The sequence below is a fragment of the Methylomicrobium album BG8 genome (assembly GCF_000214275.2).
Lineage (GTDB): Bacteria > Pseudomonadota > Gammaproteobacteria > Methylococcales > Methylomonadaceae > Methylomicrobium > Methylomicrobium agile.
The window spans coordinates 900,421-916,621 of record NZ_CM001475.1 but is presented as its reverse complement, the minus strand read 5'-3'; the positions used below and the strand labels follow the sequence as shown (position 1 = coordinate 916,621).

Below are 16,201 nucleotides of genomic sequence, written 5' to 3'. Positions count from 1 at the left end.
TCGCCTCGGCAACTGCTCCTGCATTGCCCTCGATCGTTGGTTCCATACGCGATCTATCTCCCTCATCCGTGGGGTCGTACCTCCTGCCTTCATGCAGCCGTGACGGCATCGGCCCTACGCAAGCTAACCGGATCATTCTTGCGCCCAACCGATAGCCGTAGCGTTCTTTCTCAGGTAAACTATTGATCCAGCGAAGCTATTCTGACGGACTGATGAAATCAGCTCAAGCGCATGAAGCCCGCTTTTACCGTTTTGCAATGACGGAAAAAGCGATTGCCCCCGTTTAACGATCCGTTCAATCATCCGCCTGCCGGAAAATATTGTGCCCTATCGTGCGTTTTTGATGCCCATTTACAATACGGTCGAAAGCATTATCGACGGATGCCGCAACAGAGTCGCTCCCGAAATTGGCAGCGTGCTCTATTGCGATCTGGCTTTTGGCTATATGGATCATTCCGGTATTTATATCGGCGATAACAAAATCGTCCATTTGAATCGACATGGAAAAATTCAGGTCACCACGCCCAGAGGTTTCATCAACGGCGGCACGGCGATCCATATCTATGTGTCGTGCCGCAACGGCGTTTCGATCGGCTCTTATCTTTCCGCGGAACGGGCCATCTCGATGGTCGGCGCCTCTAGAAGGTACCATGTGCTGCTGAACAACTGCCATCAGTTCAGCTGCGGCTGCCTGACCGGCAATTTCGATAATACCGACAACTATCTGTGGATGCTGAAGAAAAGGTCCGGCGAACACTTAAGGGCCAATACCTGGAGATATTGGGACATTGACCTTTTCTAAGGGTAAGCGGGCGTTTTCGGGCTGGCGAACCGGATCTTCGCCCGTATTCGAGCGAGCCGCCAACCGCTTGGCCCATCCCTTTCAAAGTCTCCATCCTCCGCTGGGTGCGTTAACGCACCGACCTGGCAGGGTTTTACGTTCAGAGTGTTTCCAGATTGCGGTCCGCCCTATTTAAAGGCATGCTCGCCAAGCCTGCGCATTAGCCCAGGTAGTTCTCCCATCTACACGAACCGGATTTCAGGCTTTTTGTCCTTGAAAAGGTAATGGATATGAATAGGATTTTTTTCTTCATTGTTACCCGGAAAATCGATATTGGCGGCTCCGATCGTTTTATCCTTATCAGGCTGTCCGCTCACGGTAAACCTGAACGTGGCGACGGATAAACCCATTGCGCTGAACATGACTGTCGACAAACCGATCGATGTAAAACTCGATGCCGGGGTTGCCGTCACTAAACTGCCGCCCGTAAGAGTCACGATGGGTAAAAAAGATTGAATAGTTATAGAAGCATATCGGTAAAGAGAGTGATTTTTTCTGCCGATTTCCTGTTCGAACCTAAACGGAGGTCGTTATGATGGCGTTTCTGGCACACCTGATCCTGACGGCAGCCTTGCTGCTGCTTGTCGCCCACTTCGTCCGCGGCGTTCAAGTGGAAGGCTGGGGCTCGGCGCTGATCGGCGCGCTCGTTCTCGGCATCGTGAATGCCGTCGTACGGCCGCTGATGGTCGTGCTGACCCTGCCCTTTACGATTCTCACCTTCGGGCTTTTCCTCCTGGTGATCAACGCGTTGATGCTATGGCTGGTTGCCGGACTCGTGCCCGGTATCCGCATCGAAAGTTTTTGGGCCGCTCTGATGGGAAGCGTGCTGCTGACGCTGCTCAATCTCGCGGTTGAAATCCTCGTGTAGAGGAACGGACGGAACGGCCGAAGTGATGGGTTAATTTCCCCTTCATCCCGCTCCGCCTTGCTCGCCCGAACACCGGACTAACCGCTCACTCCGGCGCCGCCGCATCCAATAGCGATCTTCACGGGCCCGTAAAACAACTTAAACCCCATTATAGCCTTTAGCGCTTGCCCTCGTTGCGTCGATTCCTGAGTTGTCGATCGGGAAAGCATGCTCGCGTAAATCGAGTCGATGAAGCGAAGGAAGCCAAGCTTCATGCCGCCGATCGGCAGCCGCAGCAAGATCGTCAAGCGGCCCATGATCCATTATCACGACGAATTGCCGAACGATACGGCGATCGATCCGCGCAGAAAACCCAATAGATTCACCGAATTCCTGCAAGACTACCGGCCGATCGACGACAGGAAAATCTTAAATTCGATCGGTAACACTTAACTTTTTGTGGTTATTAGTGTTAAATAGCCGCTGCCGACTGACTGGGAGAAACGAAGCATGATCGAACCGGTGGCCTTGTCCGATTTTTTTATCGTGTTTTTCAGCGGTGCGCTGATTATCTTACTGGCGGCACTTTATGCGGCGCTGTTCGCCTGGGGAAAACTGCAGGGCGGCGCAGGATTCCGCTACGGTTCCTGGCTGACCTACGGGCTCTTGCTGGCCTGCGTGGCGATCTTCGCGAAAGTTCTGCATCTGGAAGGGCACTGGAAAATCCTGGCCGTATTGATGGTCGTCGGCTATTGGTGGATGCCGCGTTTGATATGGCGCTTATGTACGGCCACGCACGCACATGAATCCGGACGATAACTCTAAAAAAATAAAAAATCGGAGGCGTTATGAACGAACCACTTCCCTTCTGGGCTTCGGAAACGTTTTGGAAAAAAACCGCTATCTGGGTCACCTCGGGCTCTTTCGTCCTGTTGATCCTGCTGACTTTCGACTCGCTGGCAAAAATTTCCGCCGGCGGTTCGAGAGTGCCGGCCTATAGCGTCATCAACAAGGACATCAGTTACCGCTTCGACAAACAGTTGCAGCGCTACCAGCCGGTAATCCTCGGCGATGCGCCGCTGTTCGGCAAAATGCTGAGCGAGACCGAAGCGGAGCAGCTAGTGGCGCTCGGCAAAAAAACCACCCAAGCGAAAAACTGTATGAATTGCCATACCCTGCTCGGCAACGGCGCCTATTACGCGCCGGACCTGACCAAGGCTTGGCTGGATCAGGCGTGGGGCGGAGCCGGCCGTGAAACGGCGATGGCGCAGTTTCTGCTCGATCCGGAAAAATACGCCCACACTTACGGCTCCAACCGGAAAATGCCGAATCTGGGCATCACCGAAGAAGAAGCGCGCGGCGTCGTAGCCTTTTTGAAATGGATGTCGGCCATCGACACCAATGGGTTCCCGCACAACTTTAAAGCCATCGGCGCAGAGGAGGAATGATCATGGCGATTCAAGCGTATCAAGACAAAGCCGCGGCATTATATGCCGGTTTACGTTCCCGCTACTCGGTCTTCATGGCCAATCCCCATTTGACCGGAGGACAGAAACTGGCGGTGCACTATTTTACGGCCGCCGTCGTCCTGTTCATGGCGCAGTTGCTGTTCGGCCTGTTGGCCGGCCTGCAGTTCATCTGGCCGGGATTCCTGTATGAAGTCCTCGATTTCAACGTCAACCGGATGGTTCACATCAACGCGATGATCGTATGGATGCTGTACGGCTTCATCGGCTCGGTCTACTGGTTTCTGGAAGACGAAAGCGGCGTGCCGGTCGTCGGCCTGAAATGGGGCCAACTGGCATTCTGGGTGCTGACCGGGGCGGTCGCGCTGGTGGTGCTGGTATATCTCCTGGTGCAGGTCGGCAGCGGCAACGACACCTCGCTCTGGTTCATCAACGAAGGCCGCGAATATATCGAGGCGCCGCGCTGGGCCGACATCGGCATCGTGGCAGTGATGCTGGTGTTCTTCTACAACGTCGCGGCGACCTTCGCCCAGGGTAAATGGTCCGGCATCGCCGGCGTGCTGACGCTGGACCTGGTCGCCCTGGCCGGCCTGTACCTGGCCGGAATGTTCTACGCCACCAATATCAGCGTCGACCAATACTGGTGGTGGTGGGTGATTCATCTCTGGGTCGAGGCCACCTGGGAAGTGCTGGTCGGCTGCATCATGGCCTGGAGCCTGATGAAACTGCTCGGCGTGCGCCGGCAGATCGTACAGACCTGGCTGTATATCGAGGTCGCGCTGATGTTCGGCTCCGGCATTTTGGGCTTGGGTCATCACTATTTCTGGATCGGCACGCCGGAATACTGGTTCACGATCGGCGGCTTTTTCTCCGCGCTGGAGCCGATTCCGCTGGTCGCGATGGTGGTGCATTCGGTTTACGATTCCGGCGTACATAACTTCAAAAACGGCAATCATCCGGCGCTGGCCTGGATCATCGCGCATACCTTCGGTAACTTTTTGGGGGCCGGCGTCTGGGGATTCATGCACACGCTACCGCAAATCAATCTTTACACGCACGGCACGCAATGGTCCGCTTCGCACGGCCATCTGGCCTTCTTCGGCGCCTATGCGACGATCAATATCGCCTTTTTCTATCTGGCCGCCCAGCAGGCGCGCGGCAACTGCTGGATGGGCGGCGGGCTGGCGAACGGCTGGCGCTGGAAATGGTCGCTGGCTTTGCTCAATCTGGGCGTGATGGGCATGACCGTCGCGCTGCTGATCGCCGGCTACGAGCAATCCTTCATCGAACGCGCGATCGAAGGCTCGACCTGGACGGCTTATTTCGACGCGCAAAACCATCCCTGGTTCGTGCAGGCGATGGTATGGCGGGTGATCTTCGGATTGATGACGATCGCCGGCGGCGGCTTGCTGTTCTGGGATTTGCTGGCGATCGGCAAAGCCGAGACGAGAAAAGCCGCGGTGATTAATCTTGCGTGACCGTTTTTATGGGAGATTCGGCCGGCAACCGCGCCGGCCGCTTCTTTCCGGACTCCGGCAGAACTTTCCGCTTCCGGAACTATTTGCAGGATTTCCGAAAAACCGGCAGGAAAAACCGCATAACGCGTGGATAGTCCGATACAGCTACCGATCATCGTCCGACGGCCGTTCAGAACCATCCTCCATCGCGGCGCCTCCGCGTTAGACGCCCTTTGCCCAGCGACGGGAAAACGCTCCACGAAGGTAGGGTTCATGCGTCGGTTGCCCCCCAGAGCACAAGCTGTTGTAGGGTACGCTGTGCGTACCATTGGAGGGTGAAAAGGTACGCACAGCGTACCCTACAGTTGATACAACTACATGTTCTGAATATTGCCGACCAGATCGCCGAAATACGCGACCAACTGATACAGATAAGCCATCAACTCGTTCACCCAGGCCTGCAGCATGACATAGTGGTTATGATGCTTGAAATTCTGGTCCAGATAAAAGCTCAAGCCCCGGTAAAAAGTGTTGATACCCATCACCACCATGACCATCGCGGCGGCTCTGTACATCCTCCCGCGAAGGTCTGCCTGGATTCTGCCGAAAGCAAGGCTGATAAACAGCATCATGGGCAGGGTGCCGGCGCCGAACGCGAGCATCAGCGTGCCGCCGCCGAGAACGTTCGGGGCGGTGACCGCTTTTACCGCCATCGCAAAGGTCAACGGGCACGGCATCATGCCGTTCAATAAGCCCGCCAGGAGCGCACCGCCGAGGGGGCCTTGCCGCCGGGAGGCCGCATAGCCTTTGCGCAGCCATTGCACGGGCAACAGGCGCAACGCGCCTTGCCGGGGCAGCCAGCCCAAAATGCCGAGCGCGAGGCCGATCACCACAAGACCGATCAGCATCTGTAAAATGCTCTGGATTTTGCCGAATACTCCGCCCGACACCAGCACCACGCCGAGCAGCGCGGCGGCGATGCCGATCAGGCCGTAAACCGAGATGCGCGCAGCCTGATACAACAGATACGGCCAATACGAGCGCTGTTTGCCGGCGTTCATGAAATAGCCGGACACCAGTGCGCCGCACATGCCGAGGCAATGGCCACTGCCCAAAAAACCCGCGACGAAGGCGAGTGTGTAATCGAAGCCGCCGGCTGCAGCAGCGGCCTCCGCCATGCCCTGCATCGCGGCGTGATCCATCATCGAATGATCCATGCCGAAAACCTACTTTTTACTCAAGCGCAGCGAATTGAGCACCACCGAGAGCGAGCTCAACGCCATCGCCAGGGAGGCGATCATCGGATTCAGCTTGCCGACCGCCGCGACCGGAATCGCCACGGTGTTGTAGCCGAAGGCCCAGAACAGGTTCTGCTTAATGATACGGATCGTATCGGTGCTCAATTCGATCGCATCGGTCACTTTGCCGATGTCGCCACGGGTCAGCGTCATGTCGGCCGACTCGATCGCAATGTCGGTGCCGCTGCCGACCGCAAAGCCGACGTTCGCGGCGGCCAGCGCCGGCGCATCGTTGATGCCGTCGCCGATCATGCCGACCTGCTTGCCTTCGTCCTGCAGGCGCCGGATGATCGCAAGCTTCTCCTCCGGCTTCGCATTCGCGACGATGTCGGCGATGCCGACTTTGCGGGCAATGAACGCGGCGGTCTTTTCGGTGTCGCCTGTCGCCATCACGGTTTCCACGCCGAGCCGGTGCAGGCGCGCGATCGCCTCGGCCGCATGCTCGCGCGGCCGATCGGCGATCCCGAATACGGCTGCTTCCTGATGATCGACCGCCATGTACACCGGCGTCTTGCCCTGCTCGGCGAAGTCCCCGGCCGCCGCTTCCAGATTCCGCACATCGACCTCGCGCTGGCGCATCCAGGCCAGATTGCCGAGCAGCAGGGATTTGCCGTCGACGTCAGCTTCGATGCCGCGGCCCGGCTCGCTGTAAAAGTGCGAACATTCGGCCGGGCCGATGCCCCGTTCGTGAGCGTATTCGACAATTGCCTTGCCGAGAAAATGTTCGGAGTTGTGCTCGGCGGAGGCGGCCAGCATCACGATCGTTTCCTCGCCGAGGCGCGAGACGTTCGACAGATCGCTGACTTTCGGCCTGCCTTCGGTGATCGTGCCGGTCTTGTCGAACACGATCACGTTCAGTTTCGCCGCCACCTCCAGACTTTCGCCGTTGCGGATGTAAATGCCTTTCTTTGCGGCTTGGCCCGTGCCGACCATGATCGACGCCGGCGTCGCAAGACCCAGCGCACACGGGCAGGCAATCAGCAGCACCGTAATCGCATTGCCGAGTGCAAAGCCGAACGGCGCACCCAAGGCCAGCCAGCCGGCAAAGGCCAGCCCGGACACCGCCATCACTGCCGGCACGAATACCGCCGAAATTTGATCGACCTGTTTCTGGATCGGCAGTTTGGCCGACTGCGCCTGATCGACCATATGCACGATGCCGGCCAGCACCGTATCCCTGCCGACCGCGGTCGCGCGAATGCGCAGCACGCCGTTGCCGTTCACGCAGCCGCCGATCACTTGATGGCCCACGTCTTTGATCACCGGCAGGCTTTCGCCCGTTACCATCGATTCGTCGACCGTCGAGATGCCCTGTACGACCTCGCCGTCCGTCGGGATTCTTTCGCCGGGCCGCACCAGAAGTATGTCGCCGACCTGAATGTTCTCGACATCGACGATGATTTCCTGATCGTCCCGGAGCAGAGTCGCGGTCTGCGGCTGCAGATCGACCAGTTGCCGGATCGCCTCGCCGGCCTTGCCTTTGGCGCGTTCTTCGAGATAACGGCCGAGCAGCACGAACACGATGATCGCTGCGGCTGCTTCGAAATACATGTGGCCGCGGCGCTTCAGGAATGACGACAAACTGAAGGCATAGGCCGCACCGACGCCCAGTGCGATCAACGTATCCATATTCGCCGCCCGGTGCCGGGCGAGCCGGAAAGCCTTGTCGAAAAACGGCTTGCCGGCGCCGAACACGACCGGCGTCGCGAGCGCGAATTGCAACCAGTGCAGCGGGCGCGACTTGGCCATCGCCATGCCCAGAATGACCACCGGCGTACTCAACGCCGCCGACCACAAAAAACGCCGCCAGGCCGACCGGATGCGGGCTTGCTCCTTTTCGATCAGCTTCTTGCGCTGTGCCAGGGTATCCATCGGATAGGCTTTGTAGCCCAGACCCTCTATTTTTGCCGAAACCTCGTCCCGGTCCAATTGTCCCTGCACAACCAGCGTTTCGGTCGCAAAATTCACGCTGGCCTGCTTGATTTTCGGGTCGCGGTTAAGCACCATTTCGATCAGCAGCGCGCAGGAGGCGCAGGTCATGCCCTCGATCGCCAGATCGACTTCCCTCATTTCGTTCGAGAAATCGCTCTTTCGACGCGGGCCGGCCGAGCGGGGCCTGCTGACCAGATTGCCGAGCACCGTATCCAGCATCAGCAAGAGATTCGCCTTCGGCAGACGGTTCGAATCGAACTCGATCACGACCGTGCCCAGCGCGGGAGTGGAACGCGTCTTTTTGATTTCGGCGCGCTTTTTGAGCAGAATTTCGAGGATGTAACAGCGCTCGCCGTCCTTTCTCAGCATGGGCGCTTCGATGCGAACCCGTCTTTGCAGTTGATGCGCTACTCGAAAATGTTTATAGGCTGGCGATGCGTCAGAGCTCATGAGTCACTCCCGTACTTGTTTTCAGTTACTTAGGATTGGGTCGGTCATCACTTTCCCCCTGTTTCCCCCGCCAGGTGCTCAGCGTGATATACCTTTTGCCCACTTGGGTTATCCTCAAAAGGGCACAAGCCGATGTAGGGTACGCTGTGCGTACCTTTTCAACTCCCGTGGTACGCACAGCGTACCCTACAGCTGAAAATCATTACAGAGAAAGGGATTTTTAGCCACATCCTCAGGAAAAAGCGCCCTTACCTCGGCCGGCGCGAGCGCATCAACAGATAAATCATATAAAACACCGCCATCCATTCGTAACGGTACTTCAGCGGCCGGGGAATCCACTCCTTGGTGATGTGATCCCAGTGCAGCCGGATCAGAAACAGCACCAGTACGTCATTCAGAAAATCGATGACCATTTTTTCCGGATCCTTGAAAAACTTACCGGGCTGAGTGAGTCCCTTGCCGACGATCTTCGCCGCCTGCAAAGTTTCCCTGGCATCGTCGTATTTGCGGCCGAACCAGCGGAAGGCCTGCAAATTTTTGAACCGATCGCCGACTCGCTGCCTGGCGGCCTGAAGGATTTTGGGCTTGACGGCGGCCAACACGTCTTTCTCCAGGTCGCCGACGATCCGGAATAACAATCGGCACAAACCCACGAAATCATGCACCGTTTCCTGATAACGGATGGCCAATTTTTTCTGGCTGCGATAGACCTTGACCCGGTAAATGCCGTCCACCGCCAGCAATTTTCCTGTCAACGCATCCGCGGCCCCTGCCGTACAGAACGCCGAGGGTATTTCAAAACGAACGTGTTCCGAGCCCCGATAGCGCAAAATAAACTCTTTTTGAATAGTCATAGTCAAAAATACCCGGATAAAAAACGGGTGATTTCCGAACCCGAAGAAATCACCCGTTTCTGCGAAAATGGGGAAGAAAAAAGCCCTGCGCCGGCTCAGCTCTCTTCTTTGGTTTCGGCGACGATGTCTTCCAGGTTTTCTTTTTGCTGCAATACAAAATCCTTGCCGGAATCGAGCGCCTTGTTAGCGGACGCGATGATTTGCTTGCGGTATTTGTATACATAAACACCGGCCACGACGCCGGCGCCGAATACCAGAACGGGATATTTCGCTAATTTGCTCATCAGTTTTGCTCCTGTGTGAACGGTAACGGAAGCCATTGAGCCTTTCATAATTTCCTTGCCCATGGAATTCTTTGTTTTACTCATTTCCTTCATCATGTCCTTGCCATGTACATGCGCCATCACGAGACTCCTCTTGAATTGAATCCAGCCTCACCGCTCAGGTAATGCCGCGCGGCAGGGTGACAAACGGTTTAAATTTTGTTTTTGCTAAAAAACCTGTGTTAGGGATAAAAAGCCTTGAATTCCGGTCTAGCGCTGATGTTTATCCTGAGAACCTGAACACGAAGGGTCTCGCCAATCCAAATCCGGAATTTCGCCAGACCGGACTCTACCTTAAAGAGCGTTTCAAACGTTGGGATCGGGCTCGTCGGCAACGGTGAGTGCTTCGTCTTCATGCAGTACTTGGTAGATACCCCTACACCCTTCGCAGCAAAACGCTTTGTCCCCTTCTTTCGTGCGCCACTTGAAATCTTGGTTCAATACCGGCAACCCGCAAAGATCGCAGGCCTTATCGTTTTCGCTCATGATAATATCAATTTATTATTGGATATGAAAATGCTACTAAACTCGGCAACAAGGCGCAATGTATTTATAAAAATTCCGAGGGGAAATAATAAAAAACCGATTCACTGAAACCGTTGCGGAGGGCGAATCGGGCGAGTATGTATGACGATAAATAGCTGCGGATAATTCGTTACGCGGGCTGTAACTTCCCCTCCTATCCGGATAGCCTACCTAATCAACCAACGCAGGGGCTCTTTTCAAACGTTAGCGGCATGGCCCGGCCGCCCGATTTGGCCTGCGAAGCGATTGCGCCGTTCCTAAATCGACGATTTCGACCTCCGCAGCCCGAATACTAACGTCTAATCGCCTGATTCCCGGCTTTCATCAGCGCCATCCTGAGCGCACCGGTCAGACTTGCGCCCAAGCCGATGCGGGTTGCCAGAGCGGGAATCAAAATCATCGATGCCAATGCGAGCCCCGTTCCTACCAATAAGGCGCCGTTGCCGCCGGAAGACTGGGAGAGGGTGTGTTGTGCTAATTGTTGGTTCATTGCTGCAACCTCCAGGGAGTGGTTCTTCCTTAACTAGAAGCACAATCAATGCCAAAACTTCAAGGAAATTCCAAATTTTCGCGCCGTTTGGTACAAACACCGTAATACATTGATTTTACTGCGCATGATGCCGCTCTATCCGGACCGGATCCTTACCGCCGTCCGTTATCGTTGCCGGATGCCCGTTTCCCATTGCCTGCTTTTCCGCTGCCGTTATGTGATCTGACCTATTCGGGCCGCGTTAAATAACATAGTTTATTTAACCCTTGAAAAGTCAGAGTTAAAGACTGTTATCCGTTCAAACAGTTAACCGGATTTTTGCAAAACCGCCGTTTTCGGTCCGCAAGTTGGTTACCTGCCCTTGATAAATCCGCGCGGCCGCGCCGAGGATGCGGTCGCGGTATACGAACAGCCGGTAATCGGTCTTGAATGCCTGTTGAGGCGCGCCCGGTGTCATCGACGGGTGAATCCGGCGCTGGATCAACGTGTTCTCCGGATCAAGCTCGGCCAGTTTATGCCGGGTCAGCTTTTCGCCCACATACACCCCCCGGCTTGCATAGCCGGTATCGGGTTTGAACACCCATTGCTTACGGGTCCGCCAAGCCTCATCGGCCGTCAGTTCCCTTAACAGCAAGGTTTCAGGTATCGTTTCCGCCAGGATGGAAAGCTCCGCATCCGCAAGCCCGAAGCCGCGCATGAGGACGGGCCGACACCACAGCATCATCCGGCGCTTGTCCGCCAGCAAGCCGTAAGCGCGGGGATTCGGGCTCAGGCACACCTGCCTTTTCAGATAGGCCTCGCGTATGTGATCCAGCGGGGAAGCGTTCAAGTAAAAATCGCAGTGCCGGTTATAGATCATCTCGACCGGCTTGCCGCCGAGAGAGAGTCCGGATGCTTGCGTTTCGATCGCTTCGGGCGGGGCGATCACCGCCTCGATGCCGGCTTTTTCAAACATTAAGACGAAAATCCGCATTTCGGAATACAGCGGTTGCCCGGTCGGATTTTCGTCGAGGATCACAATCCTTTCGGGGCGCGCCACCGCATTCCTCCGAAAAAGGCCATAGTCGTCACAAAAGGTTTTGAGCAGCTTCGAGCCCACCCGCGCGGAAAATTCGACTGCCATAGGGTCATGACTCAGGTTTGCGTACCATATCCCGCCGGCATTGGTGTTCACTTCGATCAGCTTCGGCCCCGTTTCGGATACATGAAAGTCATACCCCATCATGACCGCCTGATTGCCCGGATCGAAACGGGCGCTGGCCGGCAGCAGGCTTTCCAGATAATTTCTATAGCCGGCATTTTCGCTCAATTTGTGTAACAGGCGAACCACGTTGATCATGCGCCTTAAATCCCGGCGGGATAAATCGGCGGGATAAGGACTAATGGGCAATGATGAGGGGGACATAGCCTGCCGGCAGGATGACGGTCGATAAAAAAGAAAGGTGCGCATTTTATCGGAAAATGCGCGAACGGGCTCGGGAAGTTGATGCCGCCCGGATTCAATCCGGGGCAGACAGGATATTAGTAAAATAAGCCTCGCCTCATGGATCGTCGGACTGGAAAGGCAGCAGGTTTTTAGTCTGATGCTGAATCTGTCTGGCCGTGCGGATAATTTTTTTACGGTGCCGGTGCGCGTACGCGCCTGCCGCCATCCCGAGGCCAAAGACCAGCAGCGGGTAGCGTGCGGCGCGATGGATCACCTCGGTGGCGATCTGGGTACCGACCGTAATCAGGCCCAACTTGATCAGGGCGTCGGTTTTGGTGCCGGAATCTTTCTCAGTGAATGTCTTATTTTTGTGTTCGCTTTGCATGCGGTTTCCCGTGATTGATGATTGCCAAAAGGTACGCGGCAGAAGGCGCTTAGCCGGCAAGCCGCTTGATCTGCGCCAGCAAGGCCTCGCTGTCCATATAGCCGACGATCCGCAATGATTTTCTTTCCCGCCGGTCCGGGTCGAAGAAAACGCCGGACTGCCTAGCCGGTGCGCCCTACAAGAGCCGTCGGGCTGAACGAAGTGAAGCGCATCCCTCCGCTCATCCTATGCTCCTTTGTCAATTGGTTGAGGCACCGGTAGAGCCGGCTTTGCAATTCCCCGGCGCTTGACTTAACGGGATGATGCTCCCTCAAAGGATGCATGCCGAGCGGCCGGCAACCTGGCGCGGCCCCACCCTGCAAATTGCGGAGATACCGGACGGATATTCAAAAATATCTGGCCATCAGCCCATACCCTGCGCTCGCCGCCGGGATCGGTATTCTTACTTCATAGCCAGCCCCCGGCGCTTCCTGCATCTCCTGGCCGTGCAGGTCCTGCATCCGTTCGATCGCAATATCGCGGTTGCCTTCGGGCAGAATCAGTTCGACCCGGTCGCCGACCGCGAACTTGTTTTTCACCTCGATTTCCGCAAGGCCGGTGGCGCTGTCGTAACCGCGGATTTCGCCGCAAAATTGCTGTTGGTGGCTTTTCGAATAGCCGGTAATGTAGTTCTGGTATTCCTGGGTATGGTGGCGCTGATAGAAACCGTCGGTGTAGCCGCGGTTCGCAAGGTTTTCGAGCACGCCGAGCAGTTCCGGACGGAACGGGCGCCCCGCCAGCGCATCGCCGATCGCTTGCCGGTAGGTTTGCGCGGTGCGCGCGACATAATAGTGCGACTTGGTGCGGCCTTCGATTTTCAGGCTGTCGACGCCGATTTCGACCAGCCGCTGTACGTGCTCGATCGCGCGCAGATCCTTCGAGTTCATGATATAGGTGCCGTGCTCGTCCTCCATCACCGGCATCAACTCGCCCGGACGGTTTTCTTCTTGCAGGAAATAGATATTGTCGGCCAGCGGATGCCGCTCGCCGCCGCAGCCTCCGCTACTCAGATCGTGCATCGACAGCAAACCGCCGGCCGGCAGGTAATCGCCTTCGGCGTTTTCTTGGGCCGGCATCGTGTCGTATTTCCAGCGGCAGGAATTCGAACAGGTTCCCTGGTTCGGGTCGCGCCGGTTGAAGTAGCCGGACAGAAGGCAACGTCCGGAATAGGCGATGCAGAGCGCGCCGTGCACAAATACTTCCAGTTCCATATCCGGGCATTGCTGGCGGATTTCGGCGATCTCGTCCAGCGACAGCTCGCGCGACAGGATGATGCGCTCGACGCCGAAACGCTGCCAGAACTTGATCGTCGCGTAATTGACCGTATTCGCCTGCACCGACAGATGCACCGGCATCTCCGGCCAGGCTTCCCGGACCATCATGATCAGGCCGGGGTCGGCCATGATCAGGGCGTCCGGCCGCATCGCAACGATCGGCTCCATGTCCTTGAGGAAGGTCTTGATTTTCGCGTTGTGCGGAATCACGTTCGTCGCCAGGAAAAATTTCTTGCCAAGCCGGTGCGCTTCGGCGATCCCGATGCCGAGATTTTCGGCAAGAAAATCGTTGTTGCGCACCCGAAGGCTGTAGCGCGGCAGTCCGGCATACACCGCGTCGGCACCGTACGCGAATGCGTAGCGCATGTTTTTCAGGGTGCCGGCGGGAGAAAGAAGTTCGATTTTTTTCATGGAGTTAAAACAGGATTGGGCAATCGGCTATTTTAACTTATCGGCCGGCGTTCAGCTGGAAATTATAGGAATTTCAAGGTCAAAGACATCGATTTGGAACCGTTCGGAAGATGAAGGCAGGCAATCCGGCCATTCACTCAGAAATAGGCCGGATTGCTTAAAATCACAAAGATAGCAATATCAATGCGCAGCTCGGCCGCCGGGTACCGAGCTTCTTCAGGCGAATACCCGAAAACGGCAATTGCTTCCGAATCACCCCAGGAAACCGCCTTTCTTAAATTTAAGAAAGGCGGTCGCTTGCGAACAGGTATTGATGGCAAATGATCCGGCTGCACCGGGCGTTTCGGCCAGCGCCGAATTCGAGAGCCGTCGTCCCTGTGTTTTTAACTCGCTACGCCACCTGTGCTCCCCGAGCCGGCAGGGACTGTACCCAACTTACGCCGTTTGACCGGTTGCGCCTGTTTCACCGACAGCTCCACCCGTGGCGCCTGTTTCACCGGTAGCTCCACCCGTAGCGCCTGTTTCACCGGTAGCGCCGCCCGTAGCGCCTGTCTCACCGGTAGCGCCGCCCGTAGCGCCTGTCTCACCGGTAGCGCCGCCCGTGGCGCCTGTCTCACCGGTAGCGCCGCCCGTGGCGCCTGTCTCACCGGTAGCGCCGCCCGTGGCGCCTGTCTCACCGGTAGCGCCGCCCGTGGCGCCTGTCGCTCCGGTAGCGCCGCCCGTGGCACCTGTCGCTCCTGTCTGACCCGTCCGGCTGACCGGTTCGATCTTTCCGTAAACGCCATTCGCTTCGCCATTCGGGCCTGCGGTAAAGAACAGGGTATTGGTTGGCTGATTCAGCACCCCGTTCCCGAATGCAATCCCCCACAAACCGTCGAGCGAGACTCTGTTGTTTCCGCCCTGGGTTCCTGTATTGGCTACATTAAGCAATGTACCGCGGAAACGGCCGGTCACCGGGTCGTAAGCATTGATGGAACCGTCGCCGAAGTTGGCTATCAGCAACGTGTTGCTGTAAATCCCGAAATTGGCGGGCGCCAGCGCCATTCCCCAAGGAGAGTTCAATCGTCCGCGGGCTGCAAAACGGCGAATCAGACAGCCATTCGCATCGTAAACATCCACATAACCCGCGCCGCGCCCGGGCATATCGTCCACCCGGTCCTGATCCTGCCTCGCATAAGTGACGTACAACACGCCACGGATATTCTGAATGCCGAACGGGGCAAATCCGGCAGGAATTCTCGCATCGGTAAAATTGCATCCCAGTTCCGTCTGCGGATCCACCCAATTGAAATCGCTGTCGAACACCTGGATTTTGCCATTATGGAAATCCGTGACATATAAATAATGGTCCTGCCCGTTGCTGGCCAGGGCAAGCCCTTTATAAACGGGCGCATCCTCGTCCGGCGGCACGGCGTTTTCGAGCACAACCGCATTATTTACATCGGTTTGATCGGACCACCCTGCCAAGTTGCCGCTTTCTGTCGCAAAAATAAAGCGGGCCGGATTGTTTTCCGTACCGTTGTTGGCGGCTGTCGGAAGATCAAAATCGACGGTATGATTGACAACAATGCCGGTAGGATCGCCGGCTGAGGGCGGCATCGTGATGAAAGGCAGGCCGGTAAACGCAGCCCCATTGCCGTCGTAAAGCGACGCCGTCCCGGTAGCGTTATTGGCGATCCAGGCCGGGCTATCGTGATTGAATGCCAGTCCCCAGGGATTTACCAGGCGTGAATCGGATTGATTGGTTACCAGATTCGTCACGCGATAACGGTTCAGCCGATTTTGCGGGATACCGATATTTTGGCCGGCAACACCCGCTGCACCGGCAGCTCCTGTGGCATTCAGGGCGCCTGCAGCGGTTGTATTGCCTTGGCTTGCGGCATTCTGTCCGGTGGTACTCTGGCTTCCCGCGGCCGTCGCGGTGTTGCCGCTCTGACCGGTGTTTTGCGCTTGCGCCGCGCCGGCGATAGCCCCGAGCGCAGAAAACTGAATACAGGTGAGCATGACTGCCCGCGTCAAAGGTTTAAACTGGAAAGGCGAATTTCGTTTATCGATCTTCATGATTCTTTCTCCTCTTAGGAGTTGCAGCCAAGCCGCAGCATATTCAAGATAAAGTTTTTATGATCCACAGCTTCCACGGGCATCAAATGTCCCTTTACTCTGGTAAATCCCAAAATTTTTGT

The 16,201-nt window shown here is 56.5% G+C and carries 18 protein-coding genes; 7 read left to right on the top strand and 11 right to left on the bottom strand.

Features of this window, described 5'->3' with window-relative positions; all coding sequences use genetic code 11:
• The first annotated feature begins 343 nt into the window (after positions 1–343).
• The 7 genes from METAL_RS03955 to METAL_RS03925 all read left to right on the top strand — a co-directional run bounded on the left by METAL_RS03955 (position 344) and on the right by METAL_RS03925 (position 4,632).
• On the top strand, positions 344–802 hold the full coding sequence (locus tag METAL_RS03955; RefSeq protein WP_051040461.1) for a C40 family peptidase: 459 nt from the start codon (positions 344–346) through the stop codon (positions 800–802).
• Between the two features lie 312 nt (positions 803–1,114).
• A complete protein-coding gene (locus tag METAL_RS20455) occupies positions 1,115–1,297 on the top strand; it encodes a hypothetical protein (RefSeq protein ID WP_169740953.1) in 183 nt (60 codons plus the stop codon).
• 76 nt (positions 1,298–1,373) lie between these two features.
• Positions 1,374–1,709 carry a phage holin family protein gene (locus tag METAL_RS03945; protein WP_005369856.1) on the top strand — a complete coding sequence of 112 codons (336 nt, stop codon included), beginning with the start codon at positions 1,374–1,376 and terminating at the stop codon, positions 1,707–1,709.
• Between the two features lie 228 nt (positions 1,710–1,937).
• Positions 1,938–2,141 carry a hypothetical protein gene (locus METAL_RS03940; protein ID WP_213069452.1) on the top strand — a complete coding sequence of 68 codons (204 nt, stop codon included), beginning with the start codon at positions 1,938–1,940 and terminating at the stop codon, positions 2,139–2,141.
• 57 nt (positions 2,142–2,198) lie between these two features.
• On the top strand, positions 2,199–2,507 hold the full coding sequence (locus METAL_RS03935) for a hypothetical protein (RefSeq protein WP_005369853.1): 309 nt from the start codon (positions 2,199–2,201) through the stop codon (positions 2,505–2,507).
• Between the two features lie 29 nt (positions 2,508–2,536).
• Entirely contained in the window at positions 2,537–3,136 is a 600-nt protein-coding gene (locus METAL_RS03930; protein ID WP_005369852.1) for a c-type cytochrome, read from the top strand.
• Positions 3,137–3,138: 2 nt separating this feature from the next.
• Positions 3,139–4,632 (top strand): cbb3-type cytochrome c oxidase subunit I, encoded by a 1,494-nt coding sequence (locus METAL_RS03925; protein ID WP_005369851.1) that lies wholly within the window; start codon positions 3,139–3,141, stop codon positions 4,630–4,632.
• 353 nt (positions 4,633–4,985) lie between these two features.
• On the opposite strand, the gene METAL_RS03920 is transcribed toward METAL_RS03925, so the two are convergent.
• The 11 genes from METAL_RS03920 to METAL_RS19800 form a co-directional block, all read right to left on the bottom strand.
• On the bottom strand, positions 4,986–5,816 hold the full coding sequence (locus tag METAL_RS03920; protein WP_051040458.1) for a sulfite exporter TauE/SafE family protein: 831 nt from the start codon (positions 5,814–5,816) through the stop codon (positions 4,986–4,988).
• Positions 5,817–5,837: 21 nt separating this feature from the next.
• The gene (locus METAL_RS03915; RefSeq protein WP_005369849.1) at positions 5,838–8,291 is read right to left on the bottom strand and encodes a heavy metal translocating P-type ATPase; all 2,454 of its coding nucleotides are present in this window, start codon (positions 8,289–8,291) and stop codon (positions 5,838–5,840) included.
• A gap of 248 nt (positions 8,292–8,539) precedes the next feature.
• Positions 8,540–9,145 carry a hypothetical protein gene (locus tag METAL_RS03910; protein ID WP_005369848.1) on the bottom strand — a complete coding sequence of 202 codons (606 nt, stop codon included), beginning with the start codon at positions 9,143–9,145 and terminating at the stop codon, positions 8,540–8,542.
• Between the two features lie 95 nt (positions 9,146–9,240).
• Complete coding sequence (locus METAL_RS21445; protein WP_236994373.1) at positions 9,241–9,429, bottom strand: hypothetical protein; 189 nt, start codon at positions 9,427–9,429, stop codon at positions 9,241–9,243.
• 345 nt (positions 9,430–9,774) lie between these two features.
• Entirely contained in the window at positions 9,775–9,954 is a 180-nt protein-coding gene (locus tag METAL_RS20450) for a heavy metal translocating P-type ATPase metal-binding domain-containing protein (protein WP_005369835.1), read from the bottom strand.
• Between the two features lie 331 nt (positions 9,955–10,285).
• Positions 10,286–10,483 carry a hypothetical protein gene (locus tag METAL_RS03895; protein WP_005369833.1) on the bottom strand — a complete coding sequence of 66 codons (198 nt, stop codon included), beginning with the start codon at positions 10,481–10,483 and terminating at the stop codon, positions 10,286–10,288.
• A gap of 298 nt (positions 10,484–10,781) precedes the next feature.
• Positions 10,782–11,822, bottom strand: a complete 1,041-nt coding sequence (locus tag METAL_RS03890) for an ATP-grasp domain-containing protein (RefSeq protein ID WP_213069451.1) — start codon at positions 11,820–11,822, stop codon at positions 10,782–10,784.
• Positions 11,823–12,024: 202 nt separating this feature from the next.
• Complete coding sequence (locus tag METAL_RS03885) at positions 12,025–12,294, bottom strand: hypothetical protein (protein WP_005369829.1); 270 nt, start codon at positions 12,292–12,294, stop codon at positions 12,025–12,027.
• Positions 12,295–12,680: 386 nt separating this feature from the next.
• Positions 12,681–14,018 (bottom strand): prephenate-dependent tRNA uridine(34) hydroxylase TrhP, encoded by a 1,338-nt coding sequence (gene trhP, locus METAL_RS03880; protein WP_005369828.1) that lies wholly within the window; start codon positions 14,016–14,018, stop codon positions 12,681–12,683.
• Between the two features lie 137 nt (positions 14,019–14,155).
• Positions 14,156–14,353: a hypothetical protein gene (locus tag METAL_RS20445; RefSeq protein ID WP_157203423.1), complete on the bottom strand. Its 198-nt coding sequence runs from the start codon at positions 14,351–14,353 to the stop codon at positions 14,156–14,158.
• Positions 14,354–14,453: 100 nt separating this feature from the next.
• Positions 14,454–16,079, bottom strand: a complete 1,626-nt coding sequence (locus METAL_RS19800) for a TIGR03118 family protein (protein WP_005369821.1) — start codon at positions 16,077–16,079, stop codon at positions 14,454–14,456.
• Between the last annotated feature and the right edge of the window lie 122 nt (positions 16,080–16,201).